The 24,504-nt window shown below is 42.7% G+C and carries 25 protein-coding genes, 1 riboswitch and 1 other annotated feature (1 of these 27 running past the window's edge); of the genes, 6 read left to right on the top strand and 19 right to left on the bottom strand.

The window, feature by feature from the left end:
- The first annotated feature begins 102 nt into the window (after positions 1–102).
- Complete coding sequence (locus BW986_RS02200; protein WP_076364713.1) at positions 103–420, top strand: hypothetical protein; 318 nt, start codon at positions 103–105, stop codon at positions 418–420.
- Between the two features lie 169 nt (positions 421–589).
- Here BW986_RS02200 and tpx read toward each other — a convergent pair whose 3' ends face one another.
- The 5 genes from tpx to sppA form a co-directional block, all read right to left on the bottom strand.
- On the bottom strand, positions 590–1,090 hold the full coding sequence (gene tpx, locus BW986_RS02195; RefSeq protein ID WP_076364711.1) for a thiol peroxidase: 501 nt from the start codon (positions 1,088–1,090) through the stop codon (positions 590–592).
- A gap of 179 nt (positions 1,091–1,269) precedes the next feature.
- Positions 1,270–1,746, bottom strand: a complete 477-nt coding sequence (ytfJ, locus tag BW986_RS02190; protein WP_076364709.1) for a GerW family sporulation protein — start codon at positions 1,744–1,746, stop codon at positions 1,270–1,272.
- Positions 1,747–1,761: 15 nt separating this feature from the next.
- Positions 1,762–2,454 (bottom strand): DUF2953 domain-containing protein, encoded by a 693-nt coding sequence (locus BW986_RS02185; protein ID WP_076364707.1) that lies wholly within the window; start codon positions 2,452–2,454, stop codon positions 1,762–1,764.
- Between the two features lie 98 nt (positions 2,455–2,552).
- Entirely contained in the window at positions 2,553–3,092 is a 540-nt protein-coding gene (locus BW986_RS02180; RefSeq protein WP_076364705.1) for an RDD family protein, read from the bottom strand.
- A gap of 12 nt (positions 3,093–3,104) precedes the next feature.
- The gene (gene sppA / locus BW986_RS02175) at positions 3,105–4,106 is read right to left on the bottom strand and encodes a signal peptide peptidase SppA (RefSeq protein ID WP_076364703.1); all 1,002 of its coding nucleotides are present in this window, start codon (positions 4,104–4,106) and stop codon (positions 3,105–3,107) included.
- 210 nt (positions 4,107–4,316) lie between these two features.
- On the opposite strand from sppA, the gene BW986_RS02170 reads away from it, so the two are divergent.
- Complete coding sequence (locus BW986_RS02170; RefSeq protein ID WP_076364701.1) at positions 4,317–5,117, top strand: NAD kinase; 801 nt, start codon at positions 4,317–4,319, stop codon at positions 5,115–5,117.
- Between the two features lie 35 nt (positions 5,118–5,152).
- Here the strand turns inward: BW986_RS02170 and BW986_RS02165 are convergent, their stop codons facing one another.
- From BW986_RS02165 to BW986_RS02145, 5 genes are read right to left on the bottom strand one after another with little or no spacing between them, the layout of a single operon-like run.
- On the bottom strand, positions 5,153–5,923 hold the full coding sequence (locus BW986_RS02165; RefSeq protein WP_076364699.1) for a TatD family hydrolase: 771 nt from the start codon (positions 5,921–5,923) through the stop codon (positions 5,153–5,155).
- Between the two features lie 15 nt (positions 5,924–5,938).
- The gene (locus tag BW986_RS02160; RefSeq protein ID WP_076364697.1) at positions 5,939–6,682 is read right to left on the bottom strand and encodes an ABC transporter ATP-binding protein; all 744 of its coding nucleotides are present in this window, start codon (positions 6,680–6,682) and stop codon (positions 5,939–5,941) included.
- Positions 6,666–7,448: an ABC transporter permease gene (locus BW986_RS02155; protein WP_076364695.1), complete on the bottom strand. Its 783-nt coding sequence runs from the start codon at positions 7,446–7,448 to the stop codon at positions 6,666–6,668. Before BW986_RS02155 ends, BW986_RS02160 begins: the two co-directional genes overlap by 17 nt.
- Positions 7,445–7,729: a thiamine-binding protein gene (locus BW986_RS02150; RefSeq protein WP_034309193.1), complete on the bottom strand. Its 285-nt coding sequence runs from the start codon at positions 7,727–7,729 to the stop codon at positions 7,445–7,447. The genes BW986_RS02155 and BW986_RS02150 overlap by 4 nt, the downstream gene beginning before the upstream one ends.
- An 11-nt stretch (positions 7,730–7,740) precedes the next feature.
- On the bottom strand, positions 7,741–8,745 hold the full coding sequence (locus tag BW986_RS02145; protein ID WP_076364693.1) for an ABC transporter substrate-binding protein: 1,005 nt from the start codon (positions 8,743–8,745) through the stop codon (positions 7,741–7,743).
- Between the two features lie 135 nt (positions 8,746–8,880).
- Positions 8,881–8,990, bottom strand: a riboswitch (TPP riboswitch).
- Between the two features lie 304 nt (positions 8,991–9,294).
- On the opposite strand from BW986_RS02145, the gene BW986_RS02140 reads away from it, so the two are divergent.
- Positions 9,295–10,122 carry a hypothetical protein gene (locus tag BW986_RS02140; protein WP_076364691.1) on the top strand — a complete coding sequence of 276 codons (828 nt, stop codon included), beginning with the start codon at positions 9,295–9,297 and terminating at the stop codon, positions 10,120–10,122.
- Between the two features lie 93 nt (positions 10,123–10,215).
- Here the strand turns inward: BW986_RS02140 and rarD are convergent, their stop codons facing one another.
- From rarD to ezrA, 7 genes are all read right to left on the bottom strand, one after another.
- Positions 10,216–11,145, bottom strand: coding sequence for an EamA family transporter RarD (gene rarD, locus BW986_RS02135; protein WP_076364689.1), 930 nt, complete (start codon positions 11,143–11,145; stop codon positions 10,216–10,218).
- Between the two features lie 80 nt (positions 11,146–11,225).
- A complete protein-coding gene (locus tag BW986_RS02130) occupies positions 11,226–12,827 on the bottom strand; it encodes an amidohydrolase (RefSeq protein WP_076364686.1) in 1,602 nt (533 codons plus the stop codon).
- Positions 12,828–12,979: 152 nt separating this feature from the next.
- Positions 12,980–14,563, bottom strand: a complete 1,584-nt coding sequence (gene mbcS, locus BW986_RS02125) for an acyl-CoA synthetase MbcS (protein WP_076364684.1) — start codon at positions 14,561–14,563, stop codon at positions 12,980–12,982.
- 449 nt (positions 14,564–15,012) lie between these two features.
- A complete protein-coding gene (locus BW986_RS02120) occupies positions 15,013–15,219 on the bottom strand; it encodes an alpha/beta-type small acid-soluble spore protein (protein ID WP_034309203.1) in 207 nt (68 codons plus the stop codon).
- An 82-nt stretch (positions 15,220–15,301) separates the two neighbouring features.
- Positions 15,302–16,513 carry a tRNA uracil 4-sulfurtransferase ThiI gene (gene thiI / locus BW986_RS02115; RefSeq protein ID WP_076364682.1) on the bottom strand — a complete coding sequence of 404 codons (1,212 nt, stop codon included), beginning with the start codon at positions 16,511–16,513 and terminating at the stop codon, positions 15,302–15,304.
- Positions 16,510–17,658, bottom strand: a complete 1,149-nt coding sequence (locus BW986_RS02110; protein ID WP_076364680.1) for a cysteine desulfurase family protein — start codon at positions 17,656–17,658, stop codon at positions 16,510–16,512. Before BW986_RS02110 ends, thiI begins: the two co-directional genes overlap by 4 nt.
- A gap of 218 nt (positions 17,659–17,876) precedes the next feature.
- Positions 17,877–19,571: a septation ring formation regulator EzrA gene (gene ezrA, locus BW986_RS02105; RefSeq protein WP_076364678.1), complete on the bottom strand. Its 1,695-nt coding sequence runs from the start codon at positions 19,569–19,571 to the stop codon at positions 17,877–17,879.
- Positions 19,572–19,739: 168 nt separating this feature from the next.
- Here ezrA and hisJ point away from each other — a divergent pair, with 168 nt between their 5' ends.
- Entirely contained in the window at positions 19,740–20,543 is an 804-nt protein-coding gene (hisJ, locus tag BW986_RS02100) for a histidinol-phosphatase HisJ (RefSeq protein ID WP_076364676.1), read from the top strand.
- Between the two features lie 13 nt (positions 20,544–20,556).
- On the opposite strand, the gene refZ is transcribed toward hisJ, so the two are convergent.
- Positions 20,557–21,201, bottom strand: coding sequence for a forespore capture DNA-binding protein RefZ (gene refZ / locus BW986_RS02095; protein ID WP_076364674.1), 645 nt, complete (start codon positions 21,199–21,201; stop codon positions 20,557–20,559).
- A 154-nt stretch (positions 21,202–21,355) separates the two neighbouring features.
- On the opposite strand from refZ, the gene BW986_RS02090 reads away from it, so the two are divergent.
- Positions 21,356–21,835, top strand: a complete 480-nt coding sequence (locus BW986_RS02090) for a GAF domain-containing protein (RefSeq protein ID WP_076364671.1) — start codon at positions 21,356–21,358, stop codon at positions 21,833–21,835.
- Between the two features lie 508 nt (positions 21,836–22,343).
- The gene (rpsD, locus tag BW986_RS02085; protein WP_034309220.1) at positions 22,344–22,946 is read left to right on the top strand and encodes a 30S ribosomal protein S4; all 603 of its coding nucleotides are present in this window, start codon (positions 22,344–22,346) and stop codon (positions 22,944–22,946) included.
- Positions 22,947–23,045: 99 nt separating this feature from the next.
- Here rpsD and tyrS read toward each other — a convergent pair whose 3' ends face one another.
- Positions 23,046–24,302: a tyrosine--tRNA ligase gene (gene tyrS / locus BW986_RS02080; protein WP_076364669.1), complete on the bottom strand. Its 1,257-nt coding sequence runs from the start codon at positions 24,300–24,302 to the stop codon at positions 23,046–23,048.
- 66 nt (positions 24,303–24,368) lie between these two features.
- Positions 24,369–24,504: a binding site (T-box leader), on the bottom strand; it runs 81 nt beyond the window's last position.

Below are 24,504 nucleotides of genomic sequence, written 5' to 3'. Positions count from 1 at the left end.
CGTAAATAAAAGGTATATAGGGTTGTTGTTCTGTATTTTTTATTACTTGGAAAGGCTCAATGAATGCCCAAACCGAATACCATACATGAGGTGGTGATTATTATGGATAATCAATATCAATACTATCATGGGCAGGTTAATCCAATAAATCAGCAACATGATACACAGTCAGCAGATGAATTTAACAGGCAACAACAAGGGTTTCAACAAGGGTTTAGGCAAGGATATCGCCAAGGGTATCGACAAGGCTATAGGGATGGATATCGAGCAGGGCAACAAGCGGGGTTTTTTCCTGGACCTCATCAAAGACAAATGCCGTCGTGGCCTAATGAAATTGACATAAAAGTGGGTACACCTAATGGTCAAGAGTGGTCTGGCAAAATTGTTTTACCACTGAATGGTCCGAGTTTGGAGCCATAACTAATTCAAGCGTATAGATAATAAAAACAGTGTATTAGAAAAGAGCTAATGGTCTGCACTCAAAATTAAATATACACAGCTCCATTGAAAATCAGGCAAGAATAACATCCGTTAAATAAAGCTAAAACAAAAACCGGGCACATAGCGCCCGGTTTCTTAGGATTGCATCTTATTTTGCCGCTTTAGCCGCTTCGATTGCACCTTCGTAATTTGGATGGTTGGTACCTTCACTCACATATTCTACATATGTGATTTCATCAGAGCTGTTCACTACGAATACAGAGCGTGCCAATAGACGAAGTTCCTGCATGACGACACCATATGCTTCACCGAATGATAGGTCACGGTGATCGGAAAGAACTTGAACATTGTCCAAGCCGCTTGCAGCACACCAGCGTTTTTGTGCGAAAGGAAGATCGTTACTGATCGTCAGTACTTTCACATTATCCAATTTTGCAGCTTCTTCATTGAATTTACGTGTCTGTGCATCACATACACCTGTATCCACGGATGGAACCACGCTGATAATACGGACAGAACCTTTGGATTCGCTTAATGTAACCGGTGATAAGTCATTAGCCAATACTGTAAAATCAGGTGCTTTGTCCCCAACTTTTAGTTCTTGCCCCACTAAAGTGATCGGGTTGTTTTTAAATGTAACTGAAGCCATTAATAATTCCTCCTTTTTCTGCTATATGTACAAGCATAATCATATTTGTTTTACCGGAATTTTGCAATAAATTGAATTGGGAAATGTGAAGGGTGCTTGCACATTTCCGACATCCAGGCCTTTTATGGTCTATTGGCAGACTGCAGCAAAAAGAAAACTCGGCGGGTGCCGAGTCACAGTTAGAAATCTATATCCTGTTTTGGTTCTTGGTACCTCTTTACAGCTGGTTGACTGCCGCCTTGATTACTGCCTTGCTTTTGATTACTGCCTTTCTTGGATAGCATGGACTGAATTTTATCGACGACTTGAGGAGCTAAATCCATCATTTTTTCGAGAAGATGCGTCCCTTCATCCAGATGAATCATTTTCACCCCATGGGAACCGACAATCAAAAAGGCAATCGGTGTTATGGAAACCCCGCCGCCGCTACCGCCGCCAAAAGGCTGCTTGGAACCGCCTTGCTGTCCTTGATGGTTCCCATCCATCATAAATTCGCTGCCACCGGCTGCAAAACCAAATCCCACTTTGGATACGGTTAAAATGACACTTCCATCCGGAGTTTCCACCGGATCCCCGATGATCGTATTCACATCGACCATTTCTTTCAGATTTTCCATCGCTTCTTTCATTAAACCTTGGATCGGATGATCTGACATTTAAATTCCTCCACTCTAGAACGATTGTTTATTGGAATCACCTGATAGCTTCGCTAATCTCCTGGACTTGAAATGCGGCTTTCCGCCTTTCCAATAACGAAGCAGTTTTATTCCAGTCACCATAGCTTGCCCGATTCTAAATTGTAATATGCAGGAAATCGACGTGTTTGCCTGCCATCTCTGAAAGTCGGGTGTAATGGAATAGGAGGGCATGATCCGGAAGTTGAAATAGGTTGTCAGCAACCCGATGATGGAACCTTTAAGTGCCCAGCACGCTCCAGTTAAAACACCGGTGTGTGCAGCGTTTTTAGTACCGACCATGCTATGCCAGGTGAATTTTTTGACTTGGACTTTCCCTGTGAATTGACGGACGATCCTATGAAATCCGATTATATGCTGAAGCATCTCCAGACTGTCTGCGAATTCGTTACGCAAATCTTCGGCTGTGATTTTTTTCTTTTCTTCCTTTTCGGTTTTTCCGTTCATTTCTTTCTCTTCCTTTACTACTATAGCGGCAGAGTCAGCTTCCATTTTGATGACCGGAACCTTGAATGTATAGTGAAAAAGTCCATACCAAGCTGATAATTTAATATGTATTAGGTCATCCGTTTGGATACGTTTGTAGTCGATGGACATTCTTACTTTAGTGAAAACAACAATCAGCAGCACCAAAAGGAGGATACCTATAATCAACAAAAGCCACTTCATGCACCCACACCCCTTCAGCCTATCATTATCGGCATATGAAAAAAAAATAAACCTGCAAAAGCGAAAATCCCGCTCTTACAGATTTATGTATGGAAGAATCATCTTCTGATCAGCACAACGCCCGTGTCTGCAAAGACATCATGCAATGCCTGTTTCTTCGGTAAAAGGCCTGCCAAGAGATAGCCAATCCAAGTAACTTTTGAAATATAGCGGCCAATCAGCTCCCTGAACAATATCGTCCCCCATGAAATGGTTTTTTTCTCTTCCTTCAATGCAACGACCTTCAGTCCAAAAATCATCTTGCCAAGGGTTTGGTTCAAGAATTTGGTCATCAAAACAAAGTATAAGAAGAATACGATCCCCGTTAAGAAGCCCTCTGCGGAAAACCAGAGATCATCTGTCCCTTCATAAAACTTGAAGATGGGATGAATCAAAATCCGGTTCAAACTTCCAATAACCAATAGATCGGCTAAATAGGCCCAAAACCTCATCCAAAAACCAGCAAAATGCACTTTCTTGACTCCGTCATCATCCACGGTCTTACTGGCTGGTGTAAATTCCTGCTGAACGGGAACCCCTGGATCTGCCATTAGATTGGATGAAGCGATTTGTTCATTGTTTTCATTTCGTTCCGTCATCCTTCAGCCCCCCTATTCCGCATACAAATACATTAAGCGTGGAGAATTTGAAGAGGAAAGGATTTTTGTCAAGACTGCCGTTTCCACATCATTTCCCAACATTTTTTGCGCACCCATACTGAATAATGAACCGAAACCAGCCTCATCTGTATAACGGATAACTTGAGCATCCTTTTTACCGATATCCGTTTTCATTGCGGCAATTACATCATCCAAATGGCCGAAATCATCGATTAGATGGTTTTCTTTAGCCTGACGCCCATCATAAATGCGGCCATCGGCAATTTCCCTTACTTCCTTCTCTGTCATACCGCGACCGTCTGCAATGACTTTTACAAATTGATCATAAGAATTATTAATCATATTTTGCAGTATTTCACGTTCTTCACCAGTCATTTCCCGAGTCGGGCTCATAATATCCTTGTGTGGTCCGCTTTTGATGGTTTCGAACTCGACACCATACTTCTTGGCCAGCTTCTCGTAATTATACCCATGCATGATGACACCAAGTGAACCCGTCATCGTTTCTGGGCTAGCATATATCTTATCGGCTGGTGCAGAAATATAATAACCGCCGGAAGCTGCCATTGATCCCATGGAAACATAGACAGGTTTTTTCGCTTTCTTGATATCAAGGATCTTGTCATAAATCTCTGCACTTTCGACGACACCGCCGCCTGGAGAATTCACCCGAAGGATGATGCCTTTGATATCATCATTCTCCTCTGCCATCTTCAGCTTATCCATGAAGGCACGGTGATTATATGTTGCAGAACTAAGTAATGAGGCTTCCCCTGTATCTTGGATCGTACCCTCTACATCAAATACGGCAATAACATTTGAGTAATCATCACCTTCTATGACTTCCTCGTAAAATGCACTTTCGGAAGCAAATAATTCATCAATGATATTTTCCGTATCCGCTGTAACTAGAGTCGTAGCCGCCCCAACAGCAATAGAGACAAAAAATAAAACGGCCGCGATTCCAAGTGCCGCCCAACGCTTTCCATTCATCTGTTTTCCCCCTTAAATATATGTATCCTTCTTACCATACGAACTAATAACAAAAATGTTTCATTCCATGATAAACTAAGTCATATAAAATTGTAGCAAATAATCCTCAAATTGGAAATGCATTGGTCCATTTTGCACAAATTGCATTTATCGTAAACAGGATAAAGAAAGCCCTTTCATCACCATACATACATACTAGGGGGGAACATGATGAACACTCGAAGGAATATTTATTTTTTCCATGCACCGAATGCAGAGATGATTAGCAAGGTAGAATACTTGTCAGACTTGGCGAAGCAACATTCGTATGAAGTCATCCAGGATTTCACGAAAGCAAACATCATCGTAAGCATCGGTGATGACGGCACATTCCTGCAGGCAGCCCGAAAAACCGGATTCAGGGATGACTGTTTATATGCGGGCATTTCCACCACAGGTAACTTGAATATGTATTGCGATTTCCACTTGGAAGACAGTGATAAAATGATCGATGCCATGACAAAAGAGCAAATCGAGGTCCGTAAATACCCAACCATCGCTATCCAGTTGGACGATCAGCCCTCCTTTTATGCCCTTAATGAACTCAGTATCCGGTCTTCCATCACCAAAACGTTCATCATGGATATCTTCATCGATCAACTCCATTTTGAAACTTTTCGCGGGGACGGAATCATCATTGCGACTCCGACTGGAAGCACCGCCTATAATAAATCGGTCAATGGGTCCGTTGTCGATCCCCTCCTCCCTTGCTTTCAAGTGAGCGAGCTTGCTTCCGTCAATAATAATACCTATCGGACCCTAGGTTCCTCATTTATTTTAAGCGGTGATAAGACGCTGACCGTCCGCCTTGAAGAAAATGGGCCAAGCTATCCGATCATCGGAATGGACAATGAAGCACTAAGCATCAATCATGTCGAAAAGGTAAAGGTCCGGTTAAGCGGTAAAGTCATCAAGACCGTTAAATTAAAAGACAATTCCTTTTGGGAAAAGGTTAAAAGGACCTTTCTATGAACTAAAAAAGGTACCGGGTATGGTAACCGGTACCTTTAAATATGATAAAAACCTTTCGTATTTTGATAAAGGATTTCATAGACATCCTCAATCGGCAACCCTTTAATCGAAGCAATCTGGCGCACACTGTCATGCATCATGCCAGGGTGGGTCCATTTCCCATTGAAATCCCCTTCAAACAGCCATGGTCCATCCGTTTCAATCATCATCAGCTTAAGTGGGTATACCGAAACTAATTCCTGTATTTCCCTCTCATAACAAACATCAGGTGTAATCGAAATGCGGTAGCCCTTTTCGGCCATTCTTTCGACTGTCCGGATATCGCCTTTAAACCAATGAAAGTGTGCCTGTGTGATTTGATGCTTATCCAAAAGGTCGCAAACGATTGGTGCATCGTCATGGACGGCATGGAGGATAACCGGCTTTTCAACCTCTTTAGCTAAGGTCAGGAACCTCTCCAGTATCACTATATACGCTGAGTTATCAATATCGGGATTTTCCTGCCTTAAGTAATAGGGTAGCCCAACCTCACCTATCGCAACCATATCTTGACGATGTTCCCGCATCCAGTTCAAAAGTTCGTTCACTTCTTCATCACTTGGGAGGGGCTGCTCTGGATGAAAACCAAAGGCAGGCTTTATTCGTGAATCCTGCTGTGAGAGCTGATAATTGTTAATCGAAGAAGCCAAATTCATGGAAACAGTCAGCAAGGATTCCATATGAACCTTTTCCATGTCAGTCAGAATCTGCTTCCGCTTAACAACATCATACCGGTCCAAATGGACATGACTGTCGATGATCCTCAAGTTCAATCGCCTCCCTTAAGTAGAAATAGTTGGCTTCAGTGCTGCATATAAGTCTCTCTTCAGATGAAAAAACTCATCACTAAGAAGCTGTTCTTCACTTCTTGGCCTTGGAAATGGAATTTCCACTTCTTTGATGACAGCAGCCGGTTTTGCTGATAACACATAGATTCTATCTGAAAGGAAAACCGCTTCATCTATGCTATGCGTAACAAATAGCACCGACCTCCGATTTTCTTCCCAAACCGACAATAGCCATTTTTGCATTTGCAATCTTGTCAGTTCATCCAAGGCAGAAAAGGGTTCGTCCAGGCACATCAAGTCCTGTGGACTTAAGATACTCCGAATGAATGCGGCCCTTTGCTTCATGCCTCCAGATAATTCATGCGGATATGCTTTCTCGTACTCTCCTAATCCAGCTTTCATCAAAAGGGCTTTTGCCTTTTCTTTATCTCTGATTCCAGCAAGTTCACTTCCAAGCAAAACATTTTCCAATACCGTCCTCCAAGGTAAAAGGGAAGGCTGCTGAGGCATATAGCTGATATGGCCCTTTAAGCCATTTATCTTTTTACCATCCAGTGAAATGATGCCCTGATCCGGCTTCAAAATGCCGCCGATCAAGTGGAACAACGTACTTTTACCGCTGCCTGATGGCCCAAGGATCGTGACAAACTCCCCATCATCCACATGGAAATTCATATTCTCCACTATATTCTGTTTACCATCGAAAGAATAGGAAACGTCTTTAATTTCCACCTTCATCCTTTTCGCCCTCCTTTCTCTTCCAAGAAACTAAGTATTTCTCCAGGAAGGTGATGATTCCAAAAAAGATCAGGCTCATTCCCATGATGATGAAAATGGCAACAAACACCCGATCTGTCCTGAACGCAGAGGAAGCGAGAGTCATATAAACACCAATCCCCGATTTTGCCCCAAGCCATTCCGAAATAACCGCACCCATTACACTATAGGTGGCCGAAATTTTCAGGCCGGAGAAAATGAACGGGATCGAGTGAGGAAGTTCCAGCTTCCAAAATAACTGGTTTTTTCCCGCTCCCATCATCTTGAAATAATGCTTAAGTTCGTATGGTGTCTGGCGAAAACCGTCCAATGATGCAACCGCAACCGGAAAAAAACATACAAGCGAAATGACTATTAACTTAGGCAGCATGCCAAAGCCAAACCAGATCACCAAGAGCGGCGCCAAAACAATGATGGGTATATTTTGTGATAGTATGAGCAGAGGATAAACCGCGTCCTTCACACCTGGAAATAGGTGTAAGATTGCTGCGATCAGTAAGCCGATGCAGCTTCCGATAAAAAAACCCGACAACGCAAGCTCGGTTGTGGATATAAGGTGTCCGTAAAGATTGCGGGACGACTCAATTCCTTCAATGAAAATGGCCGATGGAGCGGGAAGCAGCCATTCTTCGACTTTCAATAAGACTGTCACTGACTCCCATACTATCAGCAACAATAATAAAAGAAAGAAGGGAGCCCCCTTCTTCCAAATTTTCCTTCCGATCATGCCCGATATTTCTCCGTTAACGTATCCATCGTTATCCCGCTTGGCTGATATAATATTTTCACTTGGGAAATGACATTCGGCGATCCTATTTCAATCATTCTTACATTCATTTTTTCTATCACGGCAAAAAGTTCGGAAAGCTCACCCTCCATTGTCGTTTCAAGCGGGTGAACCTCATACTTGACACCTGATTCTTCAATGATCTTGATTGCTTCATCGACCATAGGGATGACATTTTCCCCTTTAGGAATAATTTGTATACTAATTAATGAGTTGGCCATTGCATTTCCTCCTATTTTGGTAAAAATTCATTGGTAAATGCCTTTTCAGGATCGAAATCACCTTCAAGAAGCTTATTTTCAGTCATCCAATCACTGTAATTCTTCCAAATTTCAAGTTTTTGTTCACCCCATCGCGGAGCATCATCCTGATACTTATCTGCAAGCCACTCCTGGCTTTTCTTCACTAGTTTTGCATCAAGATCCGGTGCAGACTTGGTTAATATGTCTGCTGCATCGGCAGGATTCTTGATCGCAAACTGGTACCCTTTCGATGCTGCATGAACGAATGCTTTAACAGTCTCGGGATCTTCTTTTATCATCTTTTCATTTGTAGTCAAAACAGGCGTATAGTAATCAAGCTTATCAGAGTATTCGGTTAAGTAAACCATATTAAGCTTCTCATTTCGTAATTCAGCCTCAATGCCTGTCCATCCATAATAAATCCAGGCAAAATCTATATCCCTTTTAACCGAAGTGAAAAAATCCGTGTCTCCTGTATTGACTATATCCACTTTATTTACATCCGCATTTTCTTTTTTCATGAGTGAATCAATAATGGCCTTTTCAACCGGAGACCCCCAGCCACCATACGTTTTCCCTTCAAAATCCTTGGGGGTTTTAATGTTCTTTGCCTCAGGGGAAGCGAATCCCGAGGTATTATGCTGAATGACGGCAGCTACCGAAACAATCGGCACACCCTGCACGCGGGCCTGCGTTATGCCCTCCTGGTAACTTACGCCAAATTCAGATTTCCCTGAAGCGACAAGCTTATCAGCCCCGGCTTCACCTGGCATGATAATTTCCACATCAAGACCTTGTTCTTTAAAATAACCTTTTTCCTTGGCTACATACAATCCTGTATGGTTTGTATTCGGTGTCCAATCGAGCACGACCGATACTTTTTTTAATTGTTCATTTCCTTCATTTTTAGATGCTTCTTCTTTTTCATTAGTTCCGCCTGCACCGCATCCACCCAAAAGGAACAACGAAGTTAACAGTGGCAAGAATTTATTCAAGTTTTTATCCTCCTACACATCATATAAGATCCATATGCCCGGAACCATAATGGGGCTCAAGGGTTTATTCAAATACTTGATAAAAAAGCAAAAAACGCCCGAAGATGAATTCGGACGTTAACATACAAAACAGAAAGTCAGTAATAATATGTTCCCTCCGCTGGCATCATCCAGATCAGGTTCAAAGAGTCAGCATCTAAAGGATGCAATCTCAGCCAGCAGTACTGGCCCCCCTACATTTCTCGCACATATGATCTTTTCTCTCTCATTATATCAATTCATGGGGAAAAAGGAATACTAATTTGCTTCTTCTCGCTAATTGGAAAGGTATTCCTTGCACTCTAGGATATCTAGCAAAACATCTTTTGGGATGAAAGCAATAAAATTCTGCCTCTTTTTCATTCCAATCATTCACGGCTGCACTGGTGACTGACACGTTCCAAATAGTCAATTCCTTGCCGGCATTCATATAATGAGCATTACATGTAGACATTTTTGTTTACCGGTTTTATAAACCGTTAATTTCATAAGTAAAAGGTGGATATGATCATGATAAAGATTAATCACAAATGGTTAGATGTCAGTCAAATCCAACCAGGAATAGCATCTGCTAAATCGCTTGAAATTGTCCAATTGCTGGCGGAAGATTCTAACGTTTTTGAATACCGGAACTTTGGAGATTTTAATTTCGAGATACAACTGAGGAACCGAGTCATTGCGGCAGCTATTGCGTTGGATAAAAGTAATGCAGAATTTTCCACACTCGAGGAATCGGAATCCAATAAACAATATTGGCGCCTTTCAAGGGATGGCACCTTTACCCTTCAGCCAGGGGTTCTCCCCCATGCTGCAATCGTTGACATTTTTATAAATGGAAGGCTTTATGCTTTCGAATGCGGGACAGCAATGGTCGTCACTTTTTTAAAGGCCATTTTGGATTTAATCGGCCCTAGGAATTTCGACGACCTTTTTTCAAACCTATTTTTATATGACTGGCACCCTCCACAAAATATGGCTCTCAATATTCATCAAGGAAGGGATTATATACCGGGTGATTGCGTTTACTTCAAAAACCCTGATCACGACGAGGCAACTCCTGAATGGCAAGGTGAAAATGCCATATTATTAGGGCAAAACCTCTTTTATGGCCACGGTATCGGGATTACCAGTGCACAGGGAATCATCACTGAATTAAATAGCCATAGAAAGCCGTTCGCCACCATATCAGCATCCCTGACAGATCATATCATTTTCCTGGATAGTTCCTTCTATAGTCAATTCCAACTAAATATCCCCCGTGCAATGCCAGATCACAGCCCTTTCAGCCTTTCCAATTGTATTGTTTCTGAGATAGGTTCGAATATTTACCTTTTATGACCCTGGCATTTCCCCTATGCCGTAAAACCGTTTCATTAAATACCGCCATAAAAAAAATGCTTGGAGAGAATTCTCCGAAGCATTTTTTGTTATTCACGCACCAATATTCCCTTTGCCTTTGAACCTGCGGGCACTTGCCTGACCCCATTTCGTTATGGATAATGTATAAACAGCCAAGGCTGACCATATGAACAAAAAGGCTAAAAGATGTGCTTTGGTAAAACTTTCATGATAGACGAATACCCCAATCAATAAAGATAAGGTCGGAGCGATATACTGAAAAATGCCAAGCATCGATAACGGGATCTTTTCCGCCCCTTTCGCAAAATATAAAAGTGGCAATGCCGTGACAATCCCGCCGCCCACCAACAGTAAGCTTGTGCTCCACTCTGTAAAGAATTGCATTTCTGATTGGTTCATCAAGTATATCAGGTAGCCCAGGGCAAGCGGCGTTACCATCATCGTTTCGAGCGTCAGCCCGATCGCCGATTCGGCCTTGATCATTTTTTTTGCCAGACCGTATAATCCGAACATCATGGCCAAAACAAGCGAGATCCACGGGATCGTGCCGAAATGAATGCCAAGGATCAAGACTCCGATTCCTGCAAGCAGGAAAGAAATGATTTGGGCCCGGCTCAATTTTTCTTTTAAGACTATCACTCCCAATAGTACACTGACTAGCGGATTGATATAATATCCAAGGCTCGTGTCGAGGATCCGTCCTGAGTTAACGGCCCAGATGAACACTCCCCAATTAGCTGTAACAAGCAGTGACGCCGTTAGTAATGCCGTAAAGAGTTTGGGATTTCCCATAATGTTTTTGACATAAACAAGAAACGCTTGCCATTTTTTCATGAACATCAATAAAACCAGCATGAACACGAAAGACCATAATACCCTCTGAGCTAAAATTTCTGTTGCACCGACTCCCTGAAGGAACTTCCAGTAAATCGGCACGATTCCCCACATCATGTAAGAAAGGGCTGCATAGATCGCCCCTTCTTTTTGTTCATCCACTTTCATAACAAGCCTTCTTTCCATTTACATTCCTTTATCTAATTCCATCTAACAATTTTGTATTTCCATTTCTTTTTTTGCAACTGTTATTTTTTATCATACATGATTTTGTCATCGATGACCGTCATGACCGCCTCAGCTTTTAGAAGATCATCCGGCGCGACAGCAAAAACATCCAGATTAAACACAGTAAAATCGGCATCGTACCCATCTATGATCACACCGCGGCGTTTTTCCTGGCCGATTGCTGCAGCACTGCCTTTTGTATACAGTGAGAAAGCCTCGTATACGGAAAGCCTTTCACCCAAGCCATATACGGTCCGGTCCTCACTGTTGATTTTCATCCTTGTGACAGCTGCATGAATGCCCAAAATTGGATTTAATGGTTCAATGGGTGCATCCGACCCTCCCGCACAAATGATGCCCAAATTCAAATAGGTTTTCCAGGCATAGGAGGATTCCAATAAATCCGCTGGCACCTTTTCTTCCACCCACGGAAAATCGGACGGGACGAAACCCGGTTGGATATCAAAGATTACCGGCAGCTTTGCCGCCCGCTCCAACAGCTCCGGCCGGACAATCTGCGCATGGATGAGCCGGTCCCTCTGCCCCTTTTTCGGGGGAAGGGCTTCTATTGCATTCAAGACGTATTCAAAAGCGAGATCGCCAATCGCATGGACAGCAATCGGCATTCCGGCATCCCTTGCTTTTTTCACCCATTCCTGAAGCTCGTTTTCAGTGAATATCGCGACTCCATTCGTATCCTTTTGATCTACATAAGGCTCGCTCAACAGGGCTGTGCGTCCGCCCAAGGAGCCGTCGGTAAATATCTTCATACTGTCGAATTTGATATATCGCGTACCTTTCTGATAGCCCCCGCCTGCTGCCAGCATTTCTTCAAACGCTTCGTGATGGACGAGCAAATTGGCGCGAAAGGCCATTTCCCGGTCCTCGATTACCGATTTAAACGCCTGATATGTCGGCATGAAGCCATTGTAATAATAAAGGTCCTCAGTATGCCCGCCAGTCAAACCTAGCTTATATGCGTCTTCTATTGCCTCTGTGAGTGCGTTTTCGATATACTCTTGATCAATGCCGGGAAGGCTGTCTAAAATAAGGTTCTGCGCCTGGCTTTCTTTAAATAAACCATTTAAACGCCCGCCGGGATAACGGCAGATCACCCCGCCTGAAGGTTCTTTTATATCCTCTTTAATATCGGCTTCCAAAAGGGCGCGGGAATTGACCACCAAGGCATGACGGCAAATCCTTTTCAATACGATGGGATGTTCTGTCGATATCGCGTCAAGCTCATCCCGTAATATCAATTCAGGACTCGGCCATTCATTTTCATTCCACCCTTCGGCAACAATCCACTTTCCTGCTGGGGTTTTAGAGCACTTTTCCTTCAAGGATTTCAAGATGGACTCCCTGCTATCCATCAAAGAAAGGTCTAAACGAAGCAGCCTTTCACCATGCCCGACCAAATGAAGGTGACTATCCACTAACCCCGGCAGCATCGTTTGTCCCTTTAAGTCGATTTCCCTGGAAATATTGCCGGCATATTCATTTTTCAAATAGTCCAGGCTGCCGGTATCAACAATTACCCCCTTTTCAGTGAAGACTGCCTCCACTTGATCGTTTTCTTTAATCATCGTATAAATCGACCCATTGAACCATAACGTTCCCATACCGGCTTTACACTCCTTATTAAATGATTGTTACTGTGCAGATATGCAGTAAGTGTACCATCTCATATCATGAATTCCCATATTTACGCTTTTATCCAAGCACCTATTAATAAAAAAACGCCAGCCTTGGAGGCTGACGGTAATGCTTTCATTCAATTGTTAAGGAGTGCTTCTTCCCTTTTGCGTAAATCCACCCGTTTGATTTTACCTGATGTCGTTTTGGGCAGCTCTTCTAAAAATTCGATTTTCCTTGGATATTTATATGGGGCAGTCAATTCCTTCACGTGCGATTGGAGCGTCTGGATCAAGCCTTGGCTGTTCGGATCGATATCCTCCATCAAGACTACATATGCCTTGACCACATTTCCCCTTATTTCATCAGGGCTTGCTATAACGGCACACTCTTTAACAAATGGATGCTTAACGAGTGCATCTTCCACTTCAAACGGTCCAATCGTATATCCCGAGCTGATGATGATATCATCAGAACGACCTTCAAACCAGAAATAACCATCTTCATCCTTTTTCGCTTGGTCGCCGGTGATATAATAGTCCCCACGGAACTGCTGCGATGTCCGCTCGGGATCTTTAAAATATTCTTTAAAGAGAGCAGGTGTATCTACATGTACGGCAATATCCCCCACTATGCCAGGAGAACAAGGTTTACCGGAATCATCAATGATTTCCACATGGTTGCCCGGAGTCGGTTTGCCCATGGAGCCCAATTTAATTTCCATCCCTTTCGTGACGCCTACCAACAGGGTATTTTCGGTCTGTCCATATCCATCACGCACTTCAATATGGAAATGGTTTTTAAAGACCTCGAACACCTTTTGATTTAAAGGCTCTCCCGCTGATACTGCACTATGAAGATGGGATAAATCATAGTCATCAAGGTTATCCACCTTTGCCATCAATCGATACTCGGTCGGTGTGCAGCATAATGCATTCACTTTGTAGTCCTGAAGCAGCTGAAGATATTTTTTCGCCTCGAACTTCCCATGATAGGCAAGACCGGCCGCTCCCGTTCCCAGAACCGCCAGGAAAGGACTCCAGATCCACTTTTGCCACCCTGGGCCAGCAGTTGCCCAAACCACATCCGTTTCGCTGATGCCAAGCCAGTTTGCTGCAGACGTTTTCAAATGGGCATAAGCCCATCCATGAGTATGGACGACCCCTTTTGGGTTTCCTGTCGTTCCGGAAGTATACGATAAGAACGCCATATCCTCACTCTTCGTATCGGCCATAGTCAGCTGATCTGATTCCTCATCGGCAAGCTCATTCAAATCCAGCCAATTTTCGATTCGTTTTCCGATTGAAAATTTCAGGAGGCCTTCCGCCCCTTCTATTTCATTCAATTCATGAGTATATTCATGATAACTGATGATTCCTTTGACATTACCATGGTTGACTCGATACTGTAAGTCCTTCGCACGAAGCATTTCGGAACAAGGTATGACAATCATGCCAATTTTCAATGCGGCTAAATACACTTGATAAGCTTCAACCAAACGAGGGATTATGATAAGGACCGTATCACCTTTACCCAGTCCTTTTTTCTTGAAGGCATTTCCAATTTTATTTGCACTCTTTAATAAATTCTCATATGTAAGTTGTTTTTTGTCACCGGTTTCGTTCTCCCAGAGGACGGCAACTTTTTTTGGATCTTTTGCAAAACGTTCCATTTCACTCACTAAGTTGTAATGTTCCGGAGCCAATAAGTCTTCACGCTTCATATTCTTCCCCTCCAATTATGAACTCTTAGTACCTACTCATTATACAAGATAATTCTCTAATATTTCTATTTATTTTTACAAATAAATAAAGGGAGCGGGTGTTACAACCCGCTCTCTTTAGACTGTAGAATTCGATAAAAATCCAGTTTTCACTAAAAAAACCGTTCCAGTTGATTTCAGAAACCCGATCCCTTTCCGCCGACTGTCTGCCAAGCCTCCTCGACGCAAGCGTCTGTGGGGTCTCGGCTAGCCAGTTTTTCGGCAGGAGTGTCGCACATTTCTTCAATCCAGTGAGTTTTCATTTTATATAAAACAGTAAAAAATCATGTAGTATAGCTAAATCTTGTTTAAAATAATGGTTCACACTTTATTCGGACGCCACGAATTTTGTCAACAAAAATAAAGAGAGCGGGTGTAAGAACCCGCTCTCTGTAGCCATATTTATTAAATTATCTGTTGAATCCTCCGCCTAATTGTTGTTCAGCCATTTGAACAAGGCGTTTTGTGATTTCTCCACCAACTGAACCGTTAGCGCGAGATGTTGTGTCGGCACCAAGTTGTACGCCGAATTCTGTAGCGATTTCATATTTCATTTGTTGTAGAGCTTGTTCCACTCCAGGTACCAATAATTCGTTTGAGCTGTTGTTGTTTGCCATGTGTTTTTCACCTCCTTGTGATTATAGAGTGTGTTAAAACACATGGCTTCATTCGTACAATTTTATTGGTAATTACAGGATATTAAAATAAGTCTTCCATCGCTTCTTCCTTATCGAAAGTCTGACCAGGTTTAACCGTTAATATTTCTGTTTCGGAGACCGCTTTTTCAATCAAGGATTCAAAGTCGACGAAGCTTTCATAGTAATTGACTTTTTCACGTTTCGGTTTCGTTTTTGGACTTGCCGGCGTAAAGACCGTGCAGCAATCCTCGTACGGCAGATTGGATATTTCAAAAGTATCAAGCTCTCTGGCAATCTTGATGATTTCTGTCTTATCCATTGTAATCAGCGGACGCAGGATCGGTGTATTCGTCACCTCATTGATGGCAAACATGCTGCTCATCGTCTGGCTCGCAACCTGTCCAAGGCTTTCACCGGTAATCAGCGCCATGGCTTCTTCCTTTTCACGGATTCGATCGGCGACCCGCATCATTAAACGCCGGGTTGTAGTCATTGAGTAGTTTTCCGGGATTTGTTTTTGAATCAATAATTGGATTTCCGTAAATGGAACGATATGCACTTTCATGCTTCCATTTATTTCTGCAAGCTTGCCTGCCAAATCAATGACCTTTTGACGTGAACGTTCGCTTGTGAACGGCGGGCTGTAAAAATGGATCGCTTCCACGTCCAATCCCCGTTTCATCGAAAGGAATCCCGCAACAGGGCTATCAATCCCTCCTGAAAGCATCAGCATCGCCTTCCCGCTTGAACCGAATGGAAGACCGCCTGCCCCCTGGATGATTTCACCTGTCAAATACACGGCTTCGCGTCTCACTTCCACTAGCAGGTTCAAATCAGGGTTCTTTACATCCACTTTTAAATCTTCTGTATTTCGGAGTAAATGCCCGCCGATTGCCCTGTTGATTTCATCCGTATTATATGGAAAATCTTTATCCGCGCGTTTTGTCGTGATTTTGAACGTGTTCACCTCTTCAAGAGTATGATTAAGATAATACAATGCTGCCGTTTTCATCACTTCCAGATCACGCTCTATTTTTATTGCAGGGCTTAATGACTGAATTCCAAAAATGCCTTTCAACCGGTCAATGACAGGCTTATGGTCCGCACCGTTCAAGAGAACGTACATCCGCTCCCGGTTGGCTGTAAGCACTACGCCTTCTATATCTTTTAAACTCCAGCGGATATGTGCCTTCATTTTGTCCACAAAGCCTTTACGGTTTCTTTTTTTCGTGGAGATTTCTCCATAACGGATAATTATATGATCAAATTTCATTTTGCAACCCTCATTATTTTTTCTAAATTAGCGACTATTTTCTGTATCGCCGCCAGAACTTGCTTTGCTTCTTCCATTTCATTTCCATAGGTAGTGCTGATTCGGATGACGCTTTCGGAACGGGCTGAATTATGGAACATCGCATCCACCGTTTTGCTTAAAGTCCTTTTTTTCGAAGAACAGGCACTGGTCGTCGAAACATATATTCCTTCCGATTCAAGTGCATGCAGCAATACCTCGGATTTAAGCCCCGGAACGGAAAAATTCACAATATGGGGTGCACCCTCTTCAGGACTGTTAACCTGTACCCCGTCCATTTCCTTCAAGCCTTTATATAAATAAGTTTTGATTTGCTGCAGCTTATCATGATACAGCAATTGATTGTCCATACTAATACGAAAAGCCTTCGATAGGGCGACGATTCCCGCAACATTTTCGGTGCCGCTCCTGATTTTCGTTTCTTGATTGCCACCATGGAAAAGCGGATCGACCCGAACGCCTTCACGAACATAGAGGATGCCTGTCCCTTTCAAGCCGTGAACCTTGTGGCCGGAAATTGTACATAAATCCACATTGGCTTCACGCAATGACAACGAAACTTTGCCTGTTCCCTGTACATTATCGACATGAAAGAGCACGTTGGGACATTGTTTTAACAACTTGCCAATTTCAGCAATCGGCTGAATCGAGCCAACTTCATTATTAACATGCATGACGGAAACCAAAATGGTATCTTCCCTCAATGCTTCCTTAAGATCCGTTACATCAATTTGCCCAAATTCGTTAACCGGAAGATATGTGATCTCATAGCCCATTTTCGTCAATGATTGGCATGCATCTTCTACAGAAGGATGTTCAATCGCTGTCGTGATTATGTGTTTGCCGCGATTTCCCTGGGAGTGGGCGGCCCCTTTGATGGCAAGATTATTTCCTTCCGTCCCCCCGGAAGTGAAATATATTTCCGAACTCTTCACCTTTAGTAAATCAGCGATCTGCTTTCTAGCTGCGGAAAGCAGTTTTTCGGATTGCACCCCAAGTCCATGAAGCGAAGAGGGGTTCCCGAAATAATTCGAAGTAACCTTCATGAATGATTCGATTACTTCGGGATACGGTTTTGTTGTTGCGCTATTATCAAAATAAATCATGGGTTCACCTTCCATGTTTTTGTATCTATGATGGTCACTCGACTAAATATATGTTTCAATGTTGCTGTTGCAACTTCTAATATTAACATAATTGAATTTGAAAGAGAATGTAAAACACTGGTCTAGGAGACCTGCTTCTTTATAGTCCCGCAGATTTAACTTCCCGCCTAATCTATTACAGGGTCCGGTAAAAGAAAAAACCCGCCTTGGCGGGTTTTTCAGGAAAGGACTTCTTCTATGTTCGCCCCGATTTTTCGTAAACTGCCTGGGTCGACCTTTTCTATGGCCGTGGCTGCCGTTTCCAATGCGGCTTGATATTCATAGCTTCGGAATTTGGCCTCGGCATCCCTAAGGCTCTCGGCAATCATATCATGACTGCTTCGATAGCGATTTCCAAATTGGATCACCTTTTCGGCCAAATACATATGTTCGATCAATTCATTGGTTTTTTCGTGGACCTTATCCACCTGTTGAACCGCCTTTTCCAAATAAATATAAACAACGGCCATGTCAAGCGGCTTTTCTTCAAGTTTCCCCTGAACGTCGTCCATGCTTTCTTTGGCGTCCTGAAGCACCACTTTATACTCTTCTGGAAGACCTGGAATATTGCTTTTGGCAATTAAACGTCCAGTATCGACCATTTTGCGTTTCAAGTCGGCCAATGCATCCCTGGCATCCATTTCATCTTTTCGTAAAGCCTGTAATTTAAGGGTAAAGTCTTTCTGATTTTCCTGTAATTCCTTCAACTGTACAGCCAGTCCCTGCATCTCTTCGCTGATAAGGGAGCTTGCCATCACATTATCCTCCATCTTCAAGACGAGCAATTGATGGCGTTTCGAAATCTGGGCAATCTGCTTTTCCATTTTCCGTTGTGCATCGAGCTCATTTTCCGTCAAATGATATGTGTGTTGAACATGTATGGTTTCAACTTTAAGTTTATCGTTTTCATATTCAAGGTCACTTAACGTTTTTCTAAGAACTTCATCATTTTTCAAGATATACTGTTTTGAAAGTACTTCTTTTTCCAAAAGGTCATAAAGCACCTCAATGCTTTCGCGCATTTCCTTTATGCCCTTTTCCACGGCTTCCGTTTCGGCATTTTCCAATTGTGTTTTATATAGTTCCAGTTCTTCCTCAAGCCGTGATATTTCCAGCTCGAATTGGATATGGCTCAACAGATACCCTTGTCCTGACATCTCCTCATAACCATCCTTCAATTCATGAAGCTGGGAATGCAGCTCTGATTGGCTATCTACCAATAATTTTGGGAGCATTTCCATTTTAACTGACAGAACCGCCAATTTTTCCTTAATGGATAGAACAAGCTCCCTCGCATTCAAATAATTGCCGTTCACGGTCTCTTCTTCATACTTCTGGAGGATTTGCACTACTTCATCCAAGGAATTTTCCAGCTTATCAGCCGCTTTCCCATAATTATGCCTATGCGCAAGCAGGGATTTCTTCAATTGACGGTAGGATTCCTTGATATCCTCAATTTCCAATCGATTCTTTTCCTCACTGCCTACGAGTTCATTCAGTTCGTATAAGATCTTTTTGATCATTTCCTCGATTTCATTCAGCTTGACTGTAATTTTGCGCTGTACCTCTTTTGATCGGCTGAAACGGTATTTATCGACGAATTCCTCGGCATCGAATAAAAGCTCTTCGACTTCGGGCATATGATCCGTAATGATGGCGTCCCATTCAATGCGCCAGTTTTCGAACATTTCCTCTGTTTCACCTGTCATGTTCAATTGTTTGACTTTAGAAAGCTCTTCCAGCACGGGGCGGTGCATGATGCTTATTTTCCAGGATTCCAATCGATCGATTTCTTTAAAATATCTCTTTTTGAAAAAATAACCCCAAATGATGAAAATCAAAATTAATACAATTACCCCAATTATGTAATCCATGGTAAGCCCCCTGTTCTAATCCTTACAGTCTTGCTCGTTTATATATCAATTTTAAAAATGTTAAATTTAATGCTTTTATGATACCATGTTAGCAATAATTTTTGACGAGAAAAATGATTTTTTTGTAGAAAATTGCTACAAATACCTGTTTTTTGGGAGGGAAGAACCATGAAAGCTGACGGCCATGTGCACACTCCGTTTTGCCCACACGGCTCTACGGATAAATTCGATGAATATATTACGCGGGGAATCGAGCTAGGATTAAAGGAAATCACATTTACGGAACATGCTCCATTGCCACGAAATTTTCAAGATCCTACTCCTGAAAAAGACAGCGGCATGGACGCTGCCCTGCTCCTGAATTACTTTCAAGAGCTCCGCGTACTGAAAGAACGCTATAAAGACAAAATCCTGATCAAAACAGGCCTGGAGGTTGACTTTATAGAGGGATATGAAATTGAAACGAAAGAATTCCTCGACGAAATCGGAGAATTCCTTGATGATAGTATACTTTCCGTCCACTTCATCAGGCATCAAAACAGTTGGCATTGCATCGATTTCAGCGATGATGGGTTTGGCGAGATTGCCAATGAACTAGGTTCAGTGGATTCGGTTTATACCAAATATTACGATACACTGGAAAAATCAATAGAAGCTGATTTAGGCATATATAAACCAAAACGGATCGGGCACATTACGCTTGTCCATAAATTCCAGCATCGATATCCGCCGGCATCAAGTTTTGACGAGCGGGTTTACAAGGTTCTCGACATGATCAAGGATCAAAGGTATGAACTAGATTATAATGGAGCAGGACTTGTAAAGCCGCTATGCGGTGAACCCTATCCTCCTGAACGATTTGCAAATCGTGCTTTAGATCTCGGCATTCCGCTTATTTACGGTTCCGATGCCCATCAGGCTAAAGATTTGGGTCAGGGCCATCAGGCACTGATTGCAGGGTTTAAAGGGTAACTCATGTATACACTTAAGGCCGGCCGGCTAACAGTGGCTGTAAGTCTTCGGCAATGAAAAGGGTATCTTGCAGAAAACGTCCGACTTCATTGGCATAAATATTCGTGTAATAGGCTTCTTGCGGGAAGACATGAAGCACATCCATCGCATAATGGGTATGCAGGACAGGTGCCGTCAATAATCCCTTCAACTGCAGCATATACATGGGAACGGAGACCTGCTGGAAACTCCTGCTCTTGATCCCTTGTTCCAAAATATATTGAAAGTAAGACTTTTCCTTAGTAAAATAAGTCGAATGAATTTCGCGGTTCAAATTGGAATCAAGTGAAGATTCCCCATATATGAACCGTGCAGCAAGGAAGTTTTCCCTCTGGAAAGCGAGAATATCCTTTACAAGATTCATCAAGCAATGCTGCGGGCCTTTAAGTTCGAGCAATGTCATGTTCTTCTCAAGGACCAGGATATACTCTTCTAAATAGGAAATGAAACAGAATTCCAGCAATCCCTGCTTATTCTTGAAATAGTAGGCAATATTTGCAGCGTTCACTCTCGCTTTATTCGCAATATCCCGTATGGATGTAGCATGATAGCCTTTTAAATGAAATAAATGCAATGCAGCTTCCACAATGGCTTGTTTCGTTGGCGTCTGGCGATTCATTCAGGCAATCCCTCGCTTTCTTTGAGACAAGTCTTGTGGACTACTTCTTCACGGAAGAGCCTGAATCCTTTAGTAAGTTCTCGACAATTTCCCAACAATAAAGCATCATGATTAGATAGTGCTGTAAAAATATGCGGAAGACAGGTGAACGCTTTTGTTTAATGTCGAAATGTATCAAGGAAAAAAAGAAAAAAACTATGAACTGGTCCAAAAACAACTACTTGCCTTAATCGAAGATGAAACGAACCGGATAGCCAATTTAAGCAATGCGGCAGCTTTACTTAATCTGTTTCTCGATGAGATTAACTGGGTAGGCTTTTATTTATATGAAGATGGCCAATTAATTCTAGGACCCTTTCAAGGTCTTCCAGCCTGTGTCCGCATTCCAATGGGCAAGGGCGTATGCGGGACTTCAGCGGCAACTGAAAAAACCCTGCGCGTAGAGGATGTCCACCAATTCCCTGGACATATCGCCTGCGATGCGGCATCAAGATCTGAAATTGTCATACCGCTCATGAAGGATGGCAAATTGCTCGGTGTCCTCGATATCGACAGCCCGATAACGGACCGTTTTGACGAAATGGATCAGCAAGGACTGGAGAAGTTCGCTGAAATCCTTTCCAATCATCTATAAAGTAAAAGGGAGCGGCAAACCTTGCCTGCTCCCTTTTCCATTACTTGTACATGTACCCGTTCCTTCCTGAATTCATCGACCCTTTTGACATTTTTAGCAAAGAAACAGGATTGAACCACACCCATGGCTCAGGCACCCAAGAAATGTCTCAAACCCTCCATGATTTTTGGATCCATTACCTCATTACGCTTACAATGGAAAAAACCTCTCTATAGATTGCATTTTTTTAATATATTATATTTTCTTGCTGCGATTCACTTTATCTATTCATTAATTAATCACAACTGTCCTTGACTCATTGAGCAGAATATTATACAATACTCTTTGTGTAAAATATTGCAGCCTATGTGACAGCCTTTATGTTCTCATTTTGTTCCTCAATACAGAGGTGTATCTCGTAACTCTCTGCTGCTAGGGCGAAGGTACATGAAAACAAAATGGTCATGATCGTACATTCACACGGTTTTTATTTTACCAAAATAAAAACATTTAAAGGAGGAGTCATCCTATGGCTCGTTATACTGGCCCAAGCTGGAAACTATCCCGTCGTTTAGGAATTTCCCTAACAGGTACTGGTAAAGAATTAGAAAAACGCCCTTATGCTCCAGGACAACATGGTCCTAACCAACGCAGAAAAATTTCTGAATACGGAATGCAACTGCAAGAGAAACAAAAACTTCGTCACATGTATGGAATCACTGAACGTCAATTCCGTACAATGTTCGACCGCGCTGGCAAACTTAAAGGTGTTCATGGTGAAAACTTCATGATTCTTCTTGAATCACGTCTTGACAACCTTGTTTACCGTCTTGGTTTAGCTCGTACACGTCGTCAAGCACGTCAACTTGTTAACCACGGTCACATCACTGTAGACGGAAGCCGCGTAGACATTCCATCTTACAAAGTGTCTCTTGGACAAACAATCTCAGTTCGTGAAAAATCACGCAACTTCTCAATCATCAAAGAATCAGTTGAAGCAACTAACTTCGTTCCTGATTTCCTTACTTTCGATGCTGAGAAATTAGAAGGTACTTTCACTCGTTTACCAGAACGTTCTGAATTGCCTGCTGAAATTAACGAAGCTCTTATCGTTGAGTTCTACTCTCGTTAATAACTTCAAAAAACCCCATCCTTGGATGGGGTTTTTTTTGCACCTAAACATATCCTTGCATGACAAAGCCCGGCTGGGATTCAGCCAGGCTTTGAACAATCATTTCACTAATGTGTATTTCTTCTTGCCGCGACGAACAAGGATGAACTCCCCTTCAATCTTGGAAGCTTCCGTCACTACATATTGCAGATCAGTCACTTTCTCCCCATTTATGGAGATTGCCCCATTCTGAATATCTTCACGGGCTTGACGCTTGGATGGCGAAATTTTCGCTTCAACGATTAAATCGACCAAACCGATATCTTCTTTGCTTTCACGTTCGAAGCTTGGGACATCCTTAAAGCCCAATTTGATTTCCGCTGCACTTAAATTCTTCACCTCACCGCTGAATAGGGCGGCAGAGATTTTGATTGCTTGGTCAAGAGCTTCCTGACCATGAATCAAACGGGTCATTTCTTCCCCTAAAGCTTTTTGCGCTTTACGCAAATGCGGTTCGGACTGTACGGATTGCTCTAACTCTTCAATCGTCTCACGAGATAGGAATGTGAAGAATTTCAGGTATTTCACAACATCAGCATCGGCTGTATTGATCCAGAATTGGTAAAATTCATACGGAGTCGTCTTTTCCGGGTCAAGCCAAATCGCTCCGCCTTCCGTTTTACCGAATTTCGTTCCATCCGCTTTCGTTACGAGCGGGATCGTCATACCGAATGCTTTAGCATTCTCATCATTGGATTTCCTGATCATTTCAAGACCGGTCGTAATGTTTCCCCATTGATCACTGCCGCCAATTTGCAATTTACAGTCGTAATTGCTGTATAAATGACCGAAATCAATCCCTTGTAAGATCGTGTACGCAAATTCAGTAAAGGAAATTCCCGTATCCAGGCGGGAAGCAACCGTATCTTTTGCCAGCATGTAGTTAATGCCGATGTATTTCCCGTAATCACGCAAGAATGTAACCATATCGATTTTACCTATCCAGTCATAGTTATTGACCATGACCGCACCATTTTCACCGTCGAATTCAAAGATGTGGGATAGCTGCCCTTTTATGCAGTCTGCATTATAAAGCACTTTTTCCAGTGTTTGCAGCTGGCGTTCCTCTTTTTTACCGCTTGGATCACCAATAAGTCCAGTCGCACCGCCTACTAGCACAAGCGGACGATGACCGTGCTGCTGGAAACGGCGCAATGTCAAGAATGGCAATAGATGTCCGATGTGCATACTATCCGCAGTTGGATCGACACCACAGTATAAAGAAATTTTCTCTTTTTCCAAAAGGTCCTTAAAACCCTCTTCATCCGTTTGTTGATAAATAATCCCTCTCCACTCGAGGTCTTTAAGCAATTCCATTAAATATTCCTCCTCCATCATAGAAAAAAACCGCAAAAAGCACACAAAAACGCCCCTTCATAAATATGAAGGGACGAATGAATTCGCGGTACCACCCAACTTGAGGACATAATATGCCCTCCGCTCAAGACGAATAACGGTCGTCAGCCGTTTCCTGCTACTAATCATTTCACAGCAAATGCTCCAGGAAGTAATTCATCAT

It is taken from the genome of Peribacillus simplex, from assembly GCF_900156045.1.
In the GTDB taxonomy this organism is placed as follows: Bacteria; Bacillota; Bacilli; order Bacillales; family DSM-1321; genus Peribacillus; species Peribacillus simplex_D.
The sequence above is the reverse complement of the archived record's forward strand: the minus strand, read 5'-3'. Positions and strand labels throughout refer to the sequence as shown.

Bases quoted from the DNA above. Each gene is read 5' to 3' on its own strand.
- tyrS (WP_076364669.1), bottom strand. From the start codon at position 24,302: ATGGAATTGCTTAAAGACCTCGAGTGGAGAGGGATTATTTATCAACAA.
- tpx (WP_076364711.1), bottom strand. From the start codon at position 1,090: ATGGCTTCAGTTACATTTAAAAACAACCCGATCACTTTAGTGGGGCAA.
- BW986_RS02110 (WP_076364680.1), bottom strand. From the start codon at position 17,658: ATGATTTATTTTGATAATAGCGCAACAACAAAACCGTATCCCGAAGTA.
- BW986_RS02130 (WP_076364686.1), bottom strand. From the start codon at position 12,827: ATGGGAACGTTATGGTTCAATGGGTCGATTTATACGATGATTAAAGAA.
- rarD (WP_076364689.1), bottom strand. From the start codon at position 11,145: ATGAAAGTGGATGAACAAAAAGAAGGGGCGATCTATGCAGCCCTTTCT.
- refZ (WP_076364674.1), bottom strand. From the start codon at position 21,201: ATGAATCGCCAGACGCCAACGAAACAAGCCATTGTGGAAGCTGCATTG.
- BW986_RS02160 (WP_076364697.1), bottom strand. From the start codon at position 6,682: ATGAAGGTGGAAATTAAAGACGTTTCCTATTCTTTCGATGGTAAACAG.
- rpsD (WP_034309220.1), top strand. From the start codon at position 22,344: ATGGCTCGTTATACTGGCCCAAGCTGGAAACTATCCCGTCGTTTAGGA.
- BW986_RS02200 (WP_076364713.1), top strand. From the start codon at position 103: ATGGATAATCAATATCAATACTATCATGGGCAGGTTAATCCAATAAAT.
- BW986_RS02155 (WP_076364695.1), bottom strand. From the start codon at position 7,448: ATGATCGGAAGGAAAATTTGGAAGAAGGGGGCTCCCTTCTTTCTTTTA.
- BW986_RS02180 (WP_076364705.1), bottom strand. From the start codon at position 3,092: ATGACGGAACGAAATGAAAACAATGAACAAATCGCTTCATCCAATCTA.
- BW986_RS02120 (WP_034309203.1), bottom strand. From the start codon at position 15,219: ATGGCAAACAACAACAGCTCAAACGAATTATTGGTACCTGGAGTGGAA.
- sppA (WP_076364703.1), bottom strand. From the start codon at position 4,106: ATGAATGGAAAGCGTTGGGCGGCACTTGGAATCGCGGCCGTTTTATTT.
- ezrA (WP_076364678.1), bottom strand. From the start codon at position 19,571: ATGGATTACATAATTGGGGTAATTGTATTAATTTTGATTTTCATCATT.
- BW986_RS02140 (WP_076364691.1), top strand. From the start codon at position 9,295: ATGATAAAGATTAATCACAAATGGTTAGATGTCAGTCAAATCCAACCA.
- BW986_RS02170 (WP_076364701.1), top strand. From the start codon at position 4,317: ATGAACACTCGAAGGAATATTTATTTTTTCCATGCACCGAATGCAGAG.
- thiI (WP_076364682.1), bottom strand. From the start codon at position 16,513: ATGAAATTTGATCATATAATTATCCGTTATGGAGAAATCTCCACGAAA.
- BW986_RS02150 (WP_034309193.1), bottom strand. From the start codon at position 7,729: ATGGCCAACTCATTAATTAGTATACAAATTATTCCTAAAGGGGAAAAT.
- ytfJ (WP_076364709.1), bottom strand. From the start codon at position 1,746: ATGTCAGATCATCCGATCCAAGGTTTAATGAAAGAAGCGATGGAAAAT.
- BW986_RS02185 (WP_076364707.1), bottom strand. From the start codon at position 2,454: ATGAAGTGGCTTTTGTTGATTATAGGTATCCTCCTTTTGGTGCTGCTG.
- mbcS (WP_076364684.1), bottom strand. From the start codon at position 14,563: ATGAAGCGTGAAGACTTATTGGCTCCGGAACATTACAACTTAGTGAGT.
- hisJ (WP_076364676.1), top strand. From the start codon at position 19,740: ATGAAAGCTGACGGCCATGTGCACACTCCGTTTTGCCCACACGGCTCT.